Here is a 14,674-nt window from a genome sequence, read left to right on the forward strand (position 1 = left end):
TGGGGGAATGGAGAGGTGAACGCGGTCGCTCCCTTCGTCCAAGCGGGGAGCAAGCTCGCCTTTCCCCGTTCGCCGGGGAACCCGCGCGCCGCGCCGCGCTTTTGGTGACGGGGCTCTCTCTCTCCCTCCCAGAAGGAACGCGACATGAAGAAAACCATTGCCGCCGTCACCGCGGGTCTGTTGCTCGTCGCCGGCCAGGCGGTTGCTGCGGGTCAAACCTCGGCCGCTCCCCGGATCGCCGACCGCGTCGGCGCCCAGTCGGGTGAATCCAGCGAGTTCGCCGGTATTCCGCTCGTCGGCATTCTCGCCGGGATTGGCGTTCTCGCCGCCGTGATCGTTGTCGCCAGCGACGACGACTCGGAAAGCGACTGATTTCCTTGACGTCGGTCGGAGGTGAGGTCAGGCAGCGTCGATGAAAATTCGCGTGCGCGCTGAGCTGGTTTATCGGTTCGATCCTCCGACCGACGCCATCTACAAGATCCAGGTCGCCCACTGGCCCGGGCAGAACCTGCTCGAGGAGCGTCTCGAGACGACGCCGTCCGTCGATTTCATCGAGAACGAGGACGACGAGTTCGGCGCCCGGACCCTGCGCGCCCGTCTGTCAGGCGAGGTCACGCTGACCTATGAGGCCGTGGTCGATAACGGCATCCTCAAGGGCTTGCCGCCGGTCACCGTCCAGCACGACTGGAACGAGCTGCCGGCCGAGGTCCTGACCTATCTAAACCCCAGCCGCTATTGCCCGTCCGATCAGTTCGGCCGGTTCGTCGAGCGCACCTTCGCCGGCACGACGGGCGGCGACCGTGTGTTGAAGATCCTCGAATGGATCCGCGCCAATATCGACTACGAGCCGGGCGTGTCGGACAGCGAAACCACGGCGGCGCGCACCTTCATCGACCGGGCCGGCGTCTGCCGCGACTTCACCCATCTGGGTATCACCCTGTGCCGGGCGTCGGGCATCCCGGCGCGGGCGGTCAGCGCCTATGCGCATCAACTGACGCCGCCGGACTTCCACGCCATCTTCGAGGTCTGGCTGTCGGACGGCTGGTGGCTGGTCGATCCGACCGGTCTGGCGCCAGTCGAAGGGCTGGTCCGCATCGCCTGCGGCCGCGATGCGGCGGACATCGCCTTCCTGACCACGCAGGGAACCTGCACCTTCGTGCGGCAATCGGTGATGGCCGTCGCCGAATAGTCAGCGCGGCTGACGCCCCTTCCAGATCTCGATGAAGTCCAGCTGGCGCAGCACCTTGCTGTCCGGGTCGATCAGGACATGGGCGCGCTCGCCGACCGCGATCTCGCCCCGGCCGCCGGTCATCGGGACGGTGGTGCGTTCGCCGTTCACCTCGACCTCGATCGGCATGGGGAAGGCGGCGCCGTCGCCGGTCACCCACTCCAGCCGCAGCCGGCCGTTCTCGCGAGTCTCGCGCAGATCGGGCAGGGCCGCCTGATAGAGGTAGCCGCGGAAGAACCAGGTCAGATCGCGGCCCGCCTCCTCGTTGACGATGGCCAGGAAGTCGTCGGTCGAGGCGTGGCGGGTCGTGAAGTTCCCCGGCTGCGGGTCGGGCCGGCCGTAGACCAGCCGGGTCACAGACCGGAAGAAGGCCTCGTCCCCGACCAGCATGCGCAGCGAATGGGCGATCAGCGAACCCTTGTTGTAGATGTCCAGGCCGGGCCCGACGTCGCCTTGGTAGACCTGGTCCTCGGATCGACGCTCACCCGAGACGACGGGGAAGCGGTTGATCAGGTCGTTGCGCTGCTCCAGCAGTTCGGCCTGGAAGTAGCGCTCGCCGTGCAGCCAGCGCAGGTAGAGCGGCTGCATGTAGGAACCCAACCCCTCATGCAGCCACATGTCGTCGGCGTTGGCGTTGGTCAGCTGGTTGCCGAACCACTCGTGTGCCAGTTCGTGGTGCAGCAGCCAGTCGTAGCCCTTGCCGTCCAGCCGGTAGTCGTTGCCATAGGCGTTGATGGTCTGGTGCTCCATGCCCAGGTGCGGGGTCCCGACGACGCCCATCTTCTCGTCGCCGAACGGGAAGGGGCCGACGGTGGATTCGTAGAAGTCCATCATCGGCGCGAACTCGGCGAACAGGGCGCGGACCTTGGCCGGGTCGTCGCTGCGCAAATACCAGTAGGACAGCGGGATCGTGTTGCCGAAGCGGCTTTCGTATTGCGCCGTCATCTCCTCATACGGGCCGATGTTCAGCGCGATCGCATAGGTGTTGGGGTTGGCCGCCGACCAGTTCCACGTCGTCCAGCCGTCGCCGTGGTCCTGCTTGCCGAGGAAGCGGCCGTTGGACGGAGCGGCGAGGTTGGACGGGACAGTGATGTGCAGATCGACCCGGCCCGGCTCGCCGAACGGATTGTCGATGCAGGGCCAGAACAGGTCGCAGCCTTCCGGCTGCACTGACGTGGCGATCCAGGGCTCGCCGGTCGGCGCCGTGCCCCAGACGAAGCCGCCATTCCAAGGCGCGCGCGGCGCCTCGCGGGGCTGGCCGGCGTAGGCGATACGGATGCTGACAGTGTCGCCCTGGGCCAGGTCGCGGCCCAGCTGGATCCACAGCCGGCCCTCGTCATTGCGCCAGTCGGCGGCGTCCAGCGTCGTTCCGTCCACGGCGACGAACGAGATCTCGAAGCGGGTATCCAGTTCGACCGGCAGGACGCTGACAGGCGAAAGGGCGGTGAAGTCCAGAACGGCGACCGCGTCGATCGCCTTCTGCTCGGGCAGGACCCTGATCGACAGGTCCGCCTTGTCGAACCGCACGGCCTCCTGCTCGGGCGTGCGCGGCTGGTCGGTGGCCAGGGTGAAGGCGGTCGATTCGCGCGCGGCCGGGGCGGTGGTCTCCTGCGCCGAGGCGGCGGAGGTCAGCAGCAGGGCGGAGGCGCCGGCCAGCAACAGCGAACGAACGGACAGGGACAAGGGCGGCTCTCCTGAAACAGGGCGGCAGACTGGCCGGGCCGGCGCTTGGGCGCAACCGGGCGCCCTCAGTCGAATCCGCGCGCCTTGCGCTGGGTCTTCGTCGCCCGCCGGGCCCAGGCCTTGTCGATCTGCTCCTTCAGGCGGCCATCGTCAGCGGCCTTGTAGCGCACCAGCACCGCCGGCCAGCCCTCGAAATGGGGCGTCTGCCAGTAGGTCTGCGGCTCCGTCTCGATAAGGAACTCGACCGTCGGCTTGTCCAGCGCGAGGGCGAGGGAGCCGGGTTCGCTGGAGTCGTTGACGATCCAGTGCGTCCGCACGCGGATGCAGCGCCCGCCGTGAAGTGTGGAGTCCTCCGCGCCCGGCTGGCTCAGGGCATAGGCGAACATCTCGTCGCGGGTCATTCTGATCCTCCCCCTTGGCGGAGGGGGACCACGAAGTGGTGGAGGGGGCAAGCCCGGAAGATCAGCCGTTCGTCGGCCCTATGGGGCGACGCACGGTTCCGCCCTCGATGTCGGGATAGCGGGCGGCCGTCGCGACGACATCGGCGGGCGCGCCGGTCAGCGGGCCGGTCAGGAAGGCCGCCACGATGTCAGCCGTCGCCTGCTGCGTCGCCGCCGGCCCCCGCGCGCCGCCCATTACCTGCGTCAGCAGCCACCGACCCGGCGGGGCGAAGAAGAAGGGCGTGTCGGTGAAGCTGTAGTGGTTGGCGCGCTTTATCTCGTAGCGGAAGCCGGGCGCGATCGACTGCCTCAGCAGCCGGCTGTTGCCGTTGACGAACAGGTCGCTGTGGTGCGTCTCGGCATAGTCGCTCTGGATCAGCATGAAGGGCCGGGTCAGCTGGCGGTCCGGCAGGTCGCCATAGGGGGTGCCGTCAATGTTGGCGGCGGCGGCGACGCGCGGATCCTCGCTCATCGCCATGGCCGAGACCGCTCCGCCGAAGGAATGGCCGATCACGGCGACCTTCGCAGTCTCGATCTGGCCCCGCAGACGCGGTGACAGGAGCTCCGGGCGAGCGATCTGGTCGATGACGAAGCGGATGTCGGCGGTGCGCAGGACCTGCTGCTGCGGCATGTACTGTGTGTGATCGGCGGGAATGTTCTCCACCAGACCGACCACGCGGCCATCCGGCAGCTCGGTCAGGGCCGACTCATAGGGATGGTCCAGCACGAAGACGACGAAGCCGCGGCTGGCCAGTCGGCTCGCCAGACCGGTGTAGACCGCCCGCGGCGCGCCGTACCCCGGTGAGAAGATCACCACGGGCCACGGACGGTCGCGCGTCGCGATCGGCGCCGAGGCGGCGGCGTGGGTGTCGATCTGGCCATATCGGTTCAGCAGGAAGCCCGGCATGACGCTGACCTGACCGGGCATCCGGCCGAGACCATCGATGTAGGGGACGGGCTGGCCCGAGGGGCGGGCGGTGGTCGGGTACCAGGCTTGGGCGATGACGGCGCGGCGGTCGGCCGGATCGTCGGTGTGGGGCTCGTCACGCGAAGCGTCGGTCCAGCGATAGACCTCGGTCGCGACGGCGTGCGGACCGTCGGGCTGGGGCAGGCACGGCACGGCGGGCAGGAGCGCCCAGACGCCGACGCTTGCGGCGGCGATCCCGACCAGCGCCAGTCGGCCGATCCAGCGCAGGACGACGTGGGTGCGCAGGGCGCGCAGGGCGCTCAGCGCCAGAAGCAGCCATGCCGGCAAGCTCTGCCAGGTGAAGCCGAGAAGGATCCATTGGCCCGCCGCCAGCAGCAACCCAAGGCAGGCCCCGGCAATTCGCCGTTCGGGCCGCCATGCTGGCGCGAACAGACGCCATATGGCGACGGCCAGAACGACGGCCAACAGGATCAGATCGAGGAGCAGCATCGGTTGCCGTGGCGCATCGGGGGGAGACTGGACCGCTCCCTGTCACGACCTTGTAGCCCGGTCCAACGCTCGTCGATGAAGCGCCGGAATGCGTCGATGAACCGGACAAAACAAAAGGGCCGGTGTTTCCACCGGCCCCTTCAGAACTCGATCAGCAGCGCCAGTTAGGCGGCGGCTTGCTCGGCCAGCTTGGCCTTGACCTGACGCTTGATGCGCTGGGCGGCGACCGACAGCTGCTCGTCACGGGCCTTCACGATGAAGGCGTCCAGACCACCCTTGAAGTCCAGTGTGCGCAGGGCGGCGTTCGAGATACGCAGCGAGAAGGTCTGACCCAGGGCGTCCGAGGTCACCTTGACGGCCTTCAGCGACGGCAGGAACCGGCGCTTGGTCTTGATGTTCGAGTGGCTCACGCTGTTGCCGACCATGGGGCCGATACCGGTGAGTTCGCAACGACGCGACATCTGACTATCCTTCGGAGGCGTCCGCTGAAGTGCGCAGACGCATGAAACAGGTGCGCGCGGGAGGGCATCCCGCGCGAGAGGGGGGCGTATAGAGGAAGACTCCTCGGCCCGTCAAGGCTTGCTCCGCCCAAACAGACTCGTTCAGCGCCTGTTCAAATGCCGCCATATATCGGCTGTAACCAGAAGGCCAACGAAAGCCCGAGGGGCACGAGAATGAAGACCATGCTGATCCGCACCGCAGCCATCGCCGCGCCCGCGCTCGCCGGAGCGCTGTTCCTGGCCGCGCCGACCACGCCGCAGGCCGCCATGACCGTCCAGTCCAGCGCCGACACCGTGTTGCCGGGCTACTGGGAGTACACGACCTCGGCTGTCGGCGTGCGCGACACCGAGCAGAAATGCGTGCGACCCAGCGAGATCAACCGCTTCTTCGGCGGCCTGTCGACGCGTCGCTGGCGCTGCACCTATCCGGTGCGTCAGGTCGGTAACGGCAACGCCCGCTTCGAGGGCACCTGCACCGATCACAAGAATCGCCGCGTGAACGTGCGTCTGAACGGGACCTACACGCAGGAGAGCTTCACCTTCCGCGGCGGCGCCCAGCTGGCGCGCGGCACGCCTTATCTGCCGGCCTCGATCACGGCCCGCCGACTGGCGGCCCAGTGCCCGGCCGGCGCGGAATACTTCTGATCAACGAGGGCCCGGGAGCGATCCCGGGCCTTCTGCTTTCAGTGGCCGGGCTTGAGGCGACCCAGCTGGTGTATCGCGAAGGCGACGACCGCGCCGACGATCACGCCGATGACGGCTGACAGCAGGGCGGTCGTCAGCCAGCCGGTCATGGCACCCAGCGGGCCGGTCGCCGCCGCCACGACGTGGGCCAGATGTTCGACCGGTTCGGCGGGCCAGGCGAGGCCCAGTTCGTGCGAGCCGTGCAACAGGATGCCGCCGCCGACCCACAGCATGGCGGCCGTGCCGATCACCGACAGGGCCGACATCACCACCGGCATCCCCTTCACCAGCCCGCGTCCGATCGTCTGGCTGGCGCGCGAGGGCCTCTTCGCCATGTGCAGGCCGATGTCGTCCATCTTCACGATCAGGCCGACCGCGCCGTAGACGGCCACCGTCATGGCCAGACCGACCACGATCAGCACCCCGGCCTGAACGGCCAACGGGCGGTCGGCGACGTCGTTCAGGGCGATGACCATGATCTCGGCCGACAGGATCAGATCGGTCCGCACCGCACCAGCGACCGTGGTCTTCTCCAGATGCGCGGGATCGTCGAGCGCCGGGCCGTCGTCCGCATGATGTCCGCCGCCGAACATCTCCAGCAGCTTTTCGGCGCCTTCGAAACACAGGTAGGTCCCGCCCAGCATCAGGATCGGCGTCAGAGCCCACGGCGCGAAGGCGGTCAGCAGCAGGGCGACCGGAAGGATCAGCAACAGCTTGTTACGGATCGACCCGACCGCGATCTTCCCGATGATCGGCAACTCGCGGCTGGGCTCCAGCCCGGTCACATACTTCGGCGTCACCGCCGCATCGTCGACAACCACGCCCGCGGCCTTGGCTCCGGCCTTGCCCGCCGCCGCCCCGACATCGTCGATCGAGGCCGCCGCCAGCTTGGCGATGCCTGCGACGTCGTCGAGCAGGGCGATGAGACCAGAGGGCATGGGAGACCGTTGGAAGCTGGTGAGTGAGCGCGGGACGCGGCGTGGGCTGACAACGGTGTATCAGCGCGTGGGTTCAGGCGCCCGGTTTTCATCCTGACCCAGCAGAGCGGCCGCGGCCCGGGCGGCGCCGTCGATATGGACGAGGCTCGCCAGCGTAACAGCGTGGGTGGCGACTACGGGAGACAGGGCCGTGGCGAGCGCCGCGTTCAGGCTGTCGTGGGTCGGCGTCGGCCCATCATGGGCGACGCCGGCTTCCAGGGCTTCGATCCGGGCGGCCCAGAAGGGCTGATCGACGACCTGCGGCGCGATGATCTGCGGCACGCCAGCCCTTGCGGCGGCGAAGGTTGTGCCAGCTCCGCCATGGTGGATTGCGGCGGCGACGCGGGGGAATAGCGCCTGCTGGTTCACATCCGCGACGAGGAAACAGTCGGCGCCTTCGTCTGGCAAAGAGAATCCGGCCCATCCGCCCGCCAGAACCACGCGTCGTCCATGGGCCCGCGCCGCAGAGATCGCCGCTTGTGCGGCATCCCGCGAGGCGCCCATCGCCATGCTGCCGAAGCCGACATAGACCGGCGGCGTGCCGGCTCCGAGAAAGGCGTCCAGTCCCTCCGGCAGGGGCCGTGTGTCGGGCAATACCCATGCGCCGGTCTGAACCGGGCGGCACAGATCCGTCGGCTCCCACGGCCACAGCGCCGGGTCGGATGCCAGCAACGGGTGCTCGCCGAAGACGTGATCCCGAACATTATCGACGGGCGGCAGACCCACCGAGGCGCGCAGGTCGTTGGCCGCTCCGCCGAACAGGGCGTCCATGACCTCAACATTGTGCGCCCAGAGTGTGCGGTTGTCGGCGGTCCCATCCGCTGGAGCCTGTCCCGGATAGACGAAGGGCGCATGGTGCTCGGACGGCAGCAGCATGGGACAGAAGGAGACGTGGGCCCAGCGGGCGCCCGTCCGCTCGGCCAGGGTATGCGCCGCGATGCAGGACGGCATCAGGCCTGTGCCCAGGATCAGGTCGCAGCCTTCGGCGGCGACCTTCAGAGCGCCGAATTGGGCGAAAGCCATTTCGGTCGCGCGTCTCGGCAGATCCATCGGCGGCTTGCCGGCGAGAGCGATCCAGTCGCGCACCCTCATGAAGGCCGGGGCGAATTCCACGCCGGCCCTGTCGAGCAACTCGATGAACTCCTTCTCCGGCGGCGCGCAGACGACCGCCTCGGCGCCCTGCGCCTTCAGAGCGACTGCCAGCGCGGCCATCGGCTCCACGTCCCCGCGGGACCCCCAGGTTGTCAGAAGAAAACGCATCCGGTCACTCTCCCTGTCATCGAGGGTCCCGGACTCTGCGCATAAAAGGCCGCCCGCCAATCCTTGCACGAAACTGTTTCATGCCCATCTCCACCTCAGGCGGGCGCGGCAGGATCGCGTCGCGCAAACAAAAAGGCCCGGGATCGCTCCCGGGCCTTTCGTCTGTTCGGCGATGCGCGTCGATCAGGCGGCTTCGGCCTCGGCGGCCGGGACGATGGCCTTCTTGGCGCTGAGCGACTTGCCCAGCAGCTCGACGGCGGCGTCCTTGTCGATGCGGTTGGCCGCGGCGACTTCGCGGGCCATGCGGTCCAGAGCCGACTCGTACAGCTGACGCTCCGAGTAGGACTGTTCCGGCTGGCTGTCGGCCCGGTGCAGGTCGCGGACCACCTCGGCGATCGAGATCAGGTCACCCGAGTTGATCTTGGCTTCGTATTCCTGGGCGCGACGCGACCACATGGTGCGCTTGATGCGGGCGCGGCCCTTCAGGGTCGTCAGCGCCTTGGTCACCACGTCGTCGGCGGCCAGCGAGCGCAGACCGGCCGTCTTGGCCTTCTTGGTCGGGACGCGCAGGGTCATCTTCTCGTGGTCGAAGGTCACGACGTAGACTTCCAGCGACATGCCCGCGACTTCCTGGGTCTCGACAGCCGCCACCTTGCCGACGCCATGCGCCGGATAGACGACCGCGTCGCCAACCTTGAACTCGAGTCCGGTCTTGCTCGTCATGTCACTTCCTTTCCTGGCTCAGCGGTGGAGCGGCGCAGGCGCATGGACAACAGGTCGATCGCCGCCGGAAGATTGTCCCGTCGGTGAAAGGTTCTGGTCGTCAAATGCGGAAACGGATCACCCAACCTCTGGCCGATCCCGCCTACGTGGACGGGATTCTGTCGCAAACTCGGGCGGCGCGAGAAATTCGCAGACCGCCCGACCCAATGACAGTAACCTATCACAAATCTGCGGAATTTCAAAACGTCCACAGCGTCCGTGCCCGGACGGGTGGAAATCCTCGCCGGATTCGGCCAGCCGCTGCTGAATCGGCGATCAGGAGCCCTTGCCGGGCTTCTCGGAGAAGTACTTCTCGAACTTGCCGGTCTCGCGTTCGAACTCTTCCTTGTCCGCCGGGGGCGTGCCCTTGACGGTGATGTTCGGCCAGACCTTGGCATACTGGGCGTTGATCTGCAGCCACTTGCCGTCCGGTTCGTCCTCGGTGTCCGGCACGATGGCGTCGACAGGGCACTCGGGCTCGCAGACGCCGCAGTCGATGCACTCGTCCGGCGCGATCACGAGGAAATTCTCACCCTCGTAGAAGCAGTCGACCGGGCACACCTCGACGCAATCCATGAATTTGCAGCGCACGCATGCGTCGGTGACGATGTAGGTCATGGGCCCGGGGACGGAGGAGAGCGAGGGCGGCCCGTAAGGGCGCGGGACGCGCAAATGAGCCCGCGAATCCGAACTGTCAACCGGACGGGGCGTTTCAGGGCTTGCGGCCACGGTTGCGGGCGCTATTTGTAGCAATCTCTATTACAGTTCTAACCGGAGCTCTCCTTCATGCGTCCCATCGCTCGCCATGCCGCCGCCGGCGTCGCCGCCCTTGCTCTGCTCGCCGGAGGCGCGGTCTTCGCCCAATCGGCCCTGACCAAGGTCCCGTCGGAAGTGCGCGCCGGCGCCTATGATCTCGACACCAGCCACGGCAAGATCACCTGGTCGGTCGATCACATGGGCTTCTCGACCTACTACGGCCAGTTCGTGAACGTGCAGGCGCAGCTGACCTTGGATGCCGCCAACCCGGCGAACTCCAGCCTGACCGCCACCATTCCGCTGACCGAGGTCGATTCGAACTCCGATGGTCTGGACCGGCACCTGCAGACCGCCGACTTCTTCGACACCGCCAATCATCCGACGGCCACCTTCGTCTCGCGGTCGATCACCATCGACGCCGATGAGCCCAACGAAGCCACGGTGGTCGGCGACCTGACCCTGCGCGGCGTGACCCGTCCGGTGACCATGGAAGTCGAGTTCAACCAGGCCGGCCCGTCGATGGGCAACACCTACAAGGCCGGCTTCGATGGCGAGGCGACCATCAAGCGTTCGGAGTTCGGCATCACCTATGGCATCCCGATGGGCCTGGGCGACGACGTGAAGCTGCACATCGAGGGCGAGTTCGTCCTCAAGCAGTAAGGTCCGAGTACAGGGCGCGGGCCTCCTCGGCAGGTCCGCGCCTTTCGCCCAGCGCCTCGACCTTCAATTCGGTCAGCCGACCGCCGAGGGCGAAGACGAGCGTATCGCCGACGTGGACGCTGCGGCTGGGCTTGTCGACGCGGGTCTGGGAGCCGTTGTGGGTCAGCCGGATCGCGCCCTTCTCCACCAGCGCCGCCGCCAGCGAGCGGCTCTTCGCGAACCGCGCGCGCCACAGCCACACATCGATGCGGCAGGACTCAAGGCTCATGCGACAGCGGGCGGCTCAGGCGTCGGCTTCGCATAGGTCGCCGAGAGCTTGCGGTAGTAGGACGAGTTGAACGCCAGCGTCGTCAGGATCACCCCGACCAGCCCCGCCACGGTGAAGACCAGGGCGATGCCGCGATCCGGGCCGCGGCCGAACCAGTCGCCGATCGCATCCGCGCCCGCGCCATCGGTCATGAAGGGGATGACCACGAACTGGGTCAGCGGTCCGATCAGGAAGGCGGTCAGCGGCGAGGCGGCCATCTCCACCGACTGGGCGAAGCCGAACACCCGCCCCTGACGTTCGTATGGCACCACCTTCTGCAGTGTCGTCTGCTCCGCCGCCTCGGCCCATGGCCCGAGGAACATCCAGAGGAAACAGCCCGCGCCCAGCAGCCAGATCGACGGCTGGATCGTGAAGACGCAGGCCACGCCCCACATGATCAGATTGACGATCATCAGGGTGCGTAGCGGCTTGGGTCCCAGCCCGGTCTTCGCAATGACGATGCCCGCGAGGATGAAGGCGACCGACACGGCGCCCCACATCAGCCCCCAGGCCTGCACCGCCATCAGCGACAGACCATAGGCGTCCATCAGGGCCATGAAGACGCCGCCGAGGAAGTTGTTGAGGGTGGCGAACAGGATCAGGGCGAACAGGCCGGGCACTCCGGCGATGACGGCGAGGGTGCCGCGCAGGTCCACCTTCTTCTTCGCCGGTTCTTCGTCGTGGGCGCCGGCCTGCGGTTCCGGCTCCTCCAGCTTCACCAGCGACAGGTGAATCAGGACGAGGACGGTGAAGCCGATCCCGAACGCCAGCGTCGCGAACATCCCGCCCGAAGCGACGAGGAAGCCGCTGATCACCGAGGTGGTCAGAAAACCGATGCCGGACACCATGCCCACCAGACCGTTGGCCTTGTCGCGGCGGTCCTCGGGGATCAGCAGGGTGACCAGCGTGGGCAGGGCGATGCTGCGGATATTGCCGGCGATGACGCCCAGCATGATCACCCCGATAAGCACCCACAGCCACGGGCCGCCGACGTCGTGGAAGCTGTCCTCGGGCGCCATCCGCCAGACCGCGAACGAGGCCAGGTACAGGACCAGAGACGCCGCGCTGGACCCGATCATCACACGCTTCTTGCGGTGATGATCCACCAGACTGCCGAACCAGATGGCGAAGGCGGCGGTCAGCACCAGATAGACGCCCGCAATCATGCCGGTGGCGAACACCGACTGCGTCTCGATGAAGACCCAGAAGGTGAGGGCGAACCAGATCGTATAGTTGGTGATGTTGGCCACGGCGTTGTTGGCCAGCACCTGATGGAAGGGCGTCATCGGGCGCCGCCGCGCTGACGTCGCCGCCGAGGTTTGGCGGCAGGTTGAGCCGGAGCCGTCAGGGCGGCGAGGGCGGCGAAGGGCGAGGCCTCGTCGACCTTGATCTTCGCCGGCTTGTCCGGGCGCTGGGCGCGGGTCGGCTTCAACCGGCCCAGCAACATGGCGGCCTCGTCGCGCTTGACGCCCAGAGCCGCCAGATCCTCGTCCGACAGCCTGCCCTTCGCCTTCGCATTGCGCTCGGCCAAGGCCTCCAGCAGGTCGACGGAGACCGATACCCGGCCGACAGCCAGATGGCCGAAGGCCGACAGCAGGCGCGCGGACGGCGCCGGGTTCGGCAGCACCGTCAGGCCCGTCTCGCGCGGCCGCCACGGCTCACCCGCCACGAAGGCCTGCATCACAGTCCGACCGCGTCCTTTCAGCAGGGCCGGCAGCCAGACCGCATAGGCGCCGAGGCGGACGCCGAACTCCTTCAGCGTGCGGCGCTCGGCCTGGCTCAGGGCGGCCAGATCGCGCTCGACCTCGCGGCGCGGCAGGACGCCGCCGGCCTCCAGCAGGCGGAAGGCGAGCCCGCGCGGCAGGCCTTTCAGCGTCCCGTTCTCGACCGCGCCCTTCAGGCGGCGCAGGGGACGCAGGGCGCGTCCCGCCTCGCTGGCCAGCCAAGCCTCCAGCCGTCTCTCTGCCCGTTCGCGCGCGGCTACAGCGCCGAGATCGCCCAGCAGGCGGACGCGGGGAGAGAAGGGCTCACCGCCGATGATCCGTCCGGCCTGCACGCCCTGCCACAACACCGCGCCGTCGGGCAGGACCGAGAAGGCCTCGTCCGGATCGGCGGCCAGCTTGCCCAGCCGCTTGGCGATCTCCGGCGTAACGGCCTGTCGCGCGGCGTGGCGCAGGGCGCGGTCCTCCAGGGCGGAGGAGCCCTTGTCGATGCGGAAGTCGATGCCGCTGAGGGTGCCGACGGCATGGCCCTCGACGATCACCTCGCCGTCGTCGGCGACCTCGGCGATCGCGTCGCCGCGCACGTTCAGCGCCTGCATCAGGGCGGTGGTGCGACGGTCGACGAAACGGGCGGTCAGCCGCTCGTGCAGCACGTCGGACAGTCTCTCCTCCAGTGCCTTGGTCTTCTCGCGCCAGCCCTGCGCGTTATCCAGCCAGTCGGGGCGGTTGGCGATGTAGCTGAGCGTGCGGACGCCGCTCAGGCGCGCCGACAGCTGGTCGATCTGGCCGTCGTCGCGATCCAGCTCCGCGAACCGCGGCGCGGTCCAGTCGTCGGTCAGCCGGCCGCGCTTGCCGGTCAGGGCCTGGAAGATCTCCTTCGCCAGCCGCCCGTGCTCGTCCAGCGTCGTCTTCTGGAAGTCCGGCAGCTGGCAGGCCTCCCACAGGCGCATGATGGCTCCCCGGGAGCGGCCGACGCGGGCGACGTCCTCGTCCTTCGACAGGCGGCGCAGCAGGGTCTCGTCCAGCGCCGGCTCGGTCAGCTTCAGCCCGTGCACGCCGGGGGTGACGGTCAGGGAGCGCAGCAGATCGGGCAGGGTGTCGAAGTCCAGCCGGGCGTTGCGCCACTCGGCGGCCTCCAGTGGATCGAAGCGATGTTCGACCACCTGCTCGACCAGATCAGGGTCCAGCTCCAGCGCCTCGCCGGTCACCCCGAAGGTGCCGTCGCGCAGGTGGCGGCCGGCGCGGCCGGCGATCTGGCCGATCTCGTGCGCGTGCAGCCAGCGCGTGCGGCGGCCGTCGAATTTGCGCAGACCGGCGAAGGCGACGTGGTCGACATCCATGTTCAGGCCCATCCCGATCGCGTCGGTGGCCACCAGGAAGTCGACCTCGCCGGACTGAAACAGCTCGACCTGGGCGTTGCGGGTGCGCGGGCTCAGCGAGCCCATGACCACGGCCGCGCCGCCCCTCTGGCGCCGGATCAGTTCGGCGATGGCGTAGACCTGATCGGTGCTGAAGGCGACGATGGCGCTGCGTCGGGGCAGGCGGGTCAGCTTTTTTGAGCCCGCATAGCTGAGCGTCGACAGGCGGTCGCGCGAGACGATCTCGACGTTGTCGATCAGGGAGCGGATCAGGGGCGCGGCCGTGCCGGCGCCCAGGAACATGGTCTCCTCCCGGCCGCGGGCGTGCAGCAGGCGCTGGGTGAAGACGTGGCCCCGCTCCGGGTCGGCGATCAGCTGGATCTCGTCGACGGCCAGGAACTCAACCGTCCGCTCCAGCGGCATGGCCTCGACCGTGCACACCCAGTAGTGCGGCCGGGTCGGGATGATCTTCTCCTCGCCGGTGACGAGGGCGACATTCGAGGCGCCGCGCCGGGCGACGATGCGGTCGTAGATCTCGCGCGCCAGCAGCCGCAGCGGCAGGCCGATCATGCCGGAGGCATGACCCAGCATCCGCTCGACCGCCAGATGGGTCTTGCCGGTGTTGGTGGGCCCCAGGATCGCGGTGACGCGCGACGGAGCCAGACCTGTGCCTCGATCACTCATGACCGTTCAAAGGTGGCGTTTCCCGAAGCGTTCCTCAAGCGGACGTCTCGTCGCCGGGACCGCGGTAAACGCAACGCTTGTGGATGGCGGAACAGGCGCGAAACGAATCAGGACCGAATCGGCGACTCGGCCCGATTCGGGGTTTGTTCCCTACAAGATATTGTATCTTAAAGACGATTAACCACAACAGTGAAGCGCTGTTCGGCGAAGGCGGCTGTGGACGGCGTCGACGCGACG

Annotated in this window: 15 protein-coding genes; 4 read left to right on the forward strand and 11 right to left on the reverse strand. The window is 67.9% G+C overall.

Annotated elements, in window-relative coordinates:
• Positions 1–144 precede the first annotated feature (144 nt).
• The gene (locus tag ABDZ95_RS06085) at positions 145–372 is read left to right on the forward strand and encodes a hypothetical protein (protein ID WP_343791732.1); all 228 of its coding nucleotides are present in this window, start codon (positions 145–147) and stop codon (positions 370–372) included.
• 52 nt (positions 373–424) lie between these two features.
• Positions 425–1,189, forward strand: a complete 765-nt coding sequence (locus ABDZ95_RS06090; protein ID WP_343791734.1) for a transglutaminase-like domain-containing protein — start codon at positions 425–427, stop codon at positions 1,187–1,189.
• Here ABDZ95_RS06090 and ABDZ95_RS06095 read toward each other — a convergent pair whose 3' ends face one another.
• The 4 genes from ABDZ95_RS06095 to rpmB all read right to left on the reverse strand — a co-directional run bounded on the left by ABDZ95_RS06095 (position 1,190) and on the right by rpmB (position 5,229).
• Positions 1,190–2,911 carry a M1 family metallopeptidase gene (locus tag ABDZ95_RS06095; protein ID WP_343791736.1) on the reverse strand — a complete coding sequence of 574 codons (1,722 nt, stop codon included), beginning with the start codon at positions 2,909–2,911 and terminating at the stop codon, positions 1,190–1,192.
• Between the two features lie 65 nt (positions 2,912–2,976).
• Positions 2,977–3,312: an MmcQ/YjbR family DNA-binding protein gene (locus ABDZ95_RS06100; RefSeq protein WP_343791738.1), complete on the reverse strand. Its 336-nt coding sequence runs from the start codon at positions 3,310–3,312 to the stop codon at positions 2,977–2,979.
• 61 nt (positions 3,313–3,373) lie between these two features.
• Positions 3,374–4,768, reverse strand: a complete 1,395-nt coding sequence (locus ABDZ95_RS06105) for an alpha/beta hydrolase family protein (protein ID WP_343791740.1) — start codon at positions 4,766–4,768, stop codon at positions 3,374–3,376.
• 164 nt (positions 4,769–4,932) lie between these two features.
• Entirely contained in the window at positions 4,933–5,229 is a 297-nt protein-coding gene (rpmB, locus tag ABDZ95_RS06110; protein ID WP_343791742.1) for a 50S ribosomal protein L28, read from the reverse strand.
• Between the two features lie 213 nt (positions 5,230–5,442).
• Here rpmB and ABDZ95_RS06115 point away from each other — a divergent pair, with 213 nt between their 5' ends.
• Positions 5,443–5,913 (forward strand): DUF3617 domain-containing protein, encoded by a 471-nt coding sequence (locus ABDZ95_RS06115; protein ID WP_343791744.1) that lies wholly within the window; start codon positions 5,443–5,445, stop codon positions 5,911–5,913.
• A 38-nt stretch (positions 5,914–5,951) separates the two neighbouring features.
• On the opposite strand, the gene ABDZ95_RS06120 is transcribed toward ABDZ95_RS06115, so the two are convergent.
• The 4 genes from ABDZ95_RS06120 to fdxA form a co-directional block, all read right to left on the reverse strand.
• Positions 5,952–6,890: a DUF808 domain-containing protein gene (locus tag ABDZ95_RS06120; protein WP_343791746.1), complete on the reverse strand. Its 939-nt coding sequence runs from the start codon at positions 6,888–6,890 to the stop codon at positions 5,952–5,954.
• A gap of 60 nt (positions 6,891–6,950) precedes the next feature.
• Positions 6,951–8,189 (reverse strand): glycosyltransferase, encoded by a 1,239-nt coding sequence (locus tag ABDZ95_RS06125; protein WP_343791748.1) that lies wholly within the window; start codon positions 8,187–8,189, stop codon positions 6,951–6,953.
• 183 nt (positions 8,190–8,372) lie between these two features.
• On the reverse strand, positions 8,373–8,912 hold the full coding sequence (locus ABDZ95_RS06130) for a CarD family transcriptional regulator (RefSeq protein ID WP_343791750.1): 540 nt from the start codon (positions 8,910–8,912) through the stop codon (positions 8,373–8,375).
• 315 nt (positions 8,913–9,227) lie between these two features.
• Positions 9,228–9,569, reverse strand: coding sequence for a ferredoxin FdxA (gene fdxA, locus ABDZ95_RS06135; protein ID WP_343791752.1), 342 nt, complete (start codon positions 9,567–9,569; stop codon positions 9,228–9,230).
• 168 nt (positions 9,570–9,737) lie between these two features.
• On the opposite strand from fdxA, the gene ABDZ95_RS06140 reads away from it, so the two are divergent.
• On the forward strand, positions 9,738–10,367 hold the full coding sequence (locus ABDZ95_RS06140) for a YceI family protein (RefSeq protein ID WP_343791754.1): 630 nt from the start codon (positions 9,738–9,740) through the stop codon (positions 10,365–10,367).
• On the opposite strand, the gene ABDZ95_RS06145 is transcribed toward ABDZ95_RS06140, so the two are convergent.
• Genes ABDZ95_RS06145 through ABDZ95_RS06155 form a run of 3 tightly spaced genes read right to left on the reverse strand, consistent with a single transcriptional unit; the run spans position 10,357 to position 14,437 of the window.
• Positions 10,357–10,635, reverse strand: a complete 279-nt coding sequence (locus ABDZ95_RS06145) for an RNA-binding S4 domain-containing protein (RefSeq protein ID WP_343791756.1) — start codon at positions 10,633–10,635, stop codon at positions 10,357–10,359. The two genes, ABDZ95_RS06140 and ABDZ95_RS06145, sit on opposite strands and share 11 nt — an antisense overlap.
• A complete protein-coding gene (locus tag ABDZ95_RS06150) occupies positions 10,632–11,960 on the reverse strand; it encodes an MFS transporter (protein ID WP_343791758.1) in 1,329 nt (442 codons plus the stop codon). Before ABDZ95_RS06150 ends, ABDZ95_RS06145 begins: the two co-directional genes overlap by 4 nt.
• Positions 11,957–14,437, reverse strand: coding sequence for a helicase-related protein (locus ABDZ95_RS06155; RefSeq protein ID WP_343791760.1), 2,481 nt, complete (start codon positions 14,435–14,437; stop codon positions 11,957–11,959). The genes ABDZ95_RS06150 and ABDZ95_RS06155 overlap by 4 nt, the downstream gene beginning before the upstream one ends.
• Between the last annotated feature and the right edge of the window lie 237 nt (positions 14,438–14,674).

Source organism: Brevundimonas kwangchunensis (genome assembly GCF_039523815.1).
Classification (GTDB): domain Bacteria; phylum Pseudomonadota; class Alphaproteobacteria; order Caulobacterales; family Caulobacteraceae; genus Brevundimonas; species Brevundimonas kwangchunensis.

What these genes read in the sequence shown, in the direction of transcription:
- rpmB (WP_343791742.1), bottom strand. Translation starts at nt 5,229, where the DNA reads ATGTCGCGTCGTTGCGAACTCACCGGTATCGGCCCCATGGTCGGCAAC.
- ABDZ95_RS06100 (WP_343791738.1), bottom strand. Translation starts at nt 3,312, where the DNA reads ATGACCCGCGACGAGATGTTCGCCTATGCCCTGAGCCAGCCGGGCGCG.
- ABDZ95_RS06145 (WP_343791756.1), bottom strand. Translation starts at nt 10,635, where the DNA reads ATGAGCCTTGAGTCCTGCCGCATCGATGTGTGGCTGTGGCGCGCGCGG.
- ABDZ95_RS06140 (WP_343791754.1), top strand. Translation starts at nt 9,738, where the DNA reads ATGCGTCCCATCGCTCGCCATGCCGCCGCCGGCGTCGCCGCCCTTGCT.
- fdxA (WP_343791752.1), bottom strand. Translation starts at nt 9,569, where the DNA reads ATGACCTACATCGTCACCGACGCATGCGTGCGCTGCAAATTCATGGAT.
- ABDZ95_RS06150 (WP_343791758.1), bottom strand. Translation starts at nt 11,960, where the DNA reads ATGACGCCCTTCCATCAGGTGCTGGCCAACAACGCCGTGGCCAACATC.
- ABDZ95_RS06085 (WP_343791732.1), top strand. Translation starts at nt 145, where the DNA reads ATGAAGAAAACCATTGCCGCCGTCACCGCGGGTCTGTTGCTCGTCGCC.
- ABDZ95_RS06155 (WP_343791760.1), bottom strand. Translation starts at nt 14,437, where the DNA reads ATGAGTGATCGAGGCACAGGTCTGGCTCCGTCGCGCGTCACCGCGATC.
- ABDZ95_RS06120 (WP_343791746.1), bottom strand. Translation starts at nt 6,890, where the DNA reads ATGCCCTCTGGTCTCATCGCCCTGCTCGACGACGTCGCAGGCATCGCC.
- ABDZ95_RS06125 (WP_343791748.1), bottom strand. Translation starts at nt 8,189, where the DNA reads ATGCGTTTTCTTCTGACAACCTGGGGGTCCCGCGGGGACGTGGAGCCG.
- ABDZ95_RS06115 (WP_343791744.1), top strand. Translation starts at nt 5,443, where the DNA reads ATGAAGACCATGCTGATCCGCACCGCAGCCATCGCCGCGCCCGCGCTC.
- ABDZ95_RS06130 (WP_343791750.1), bottom strand. Translation starts at nt 8,912, where the DNA reads ATGACGAGCAAGACCGGACTCGAGTTCAAGGTTGGCGACGCGGTCGTC.
- ABDZ95_RS06105 (WP_343791740.1), bottom strand. Translation starts at nt 4,768, where the DNA reads ATGCTGCTCCTCGATCTGATCCTGTTGGCCGTCGTTCTGGCCGTCGCC.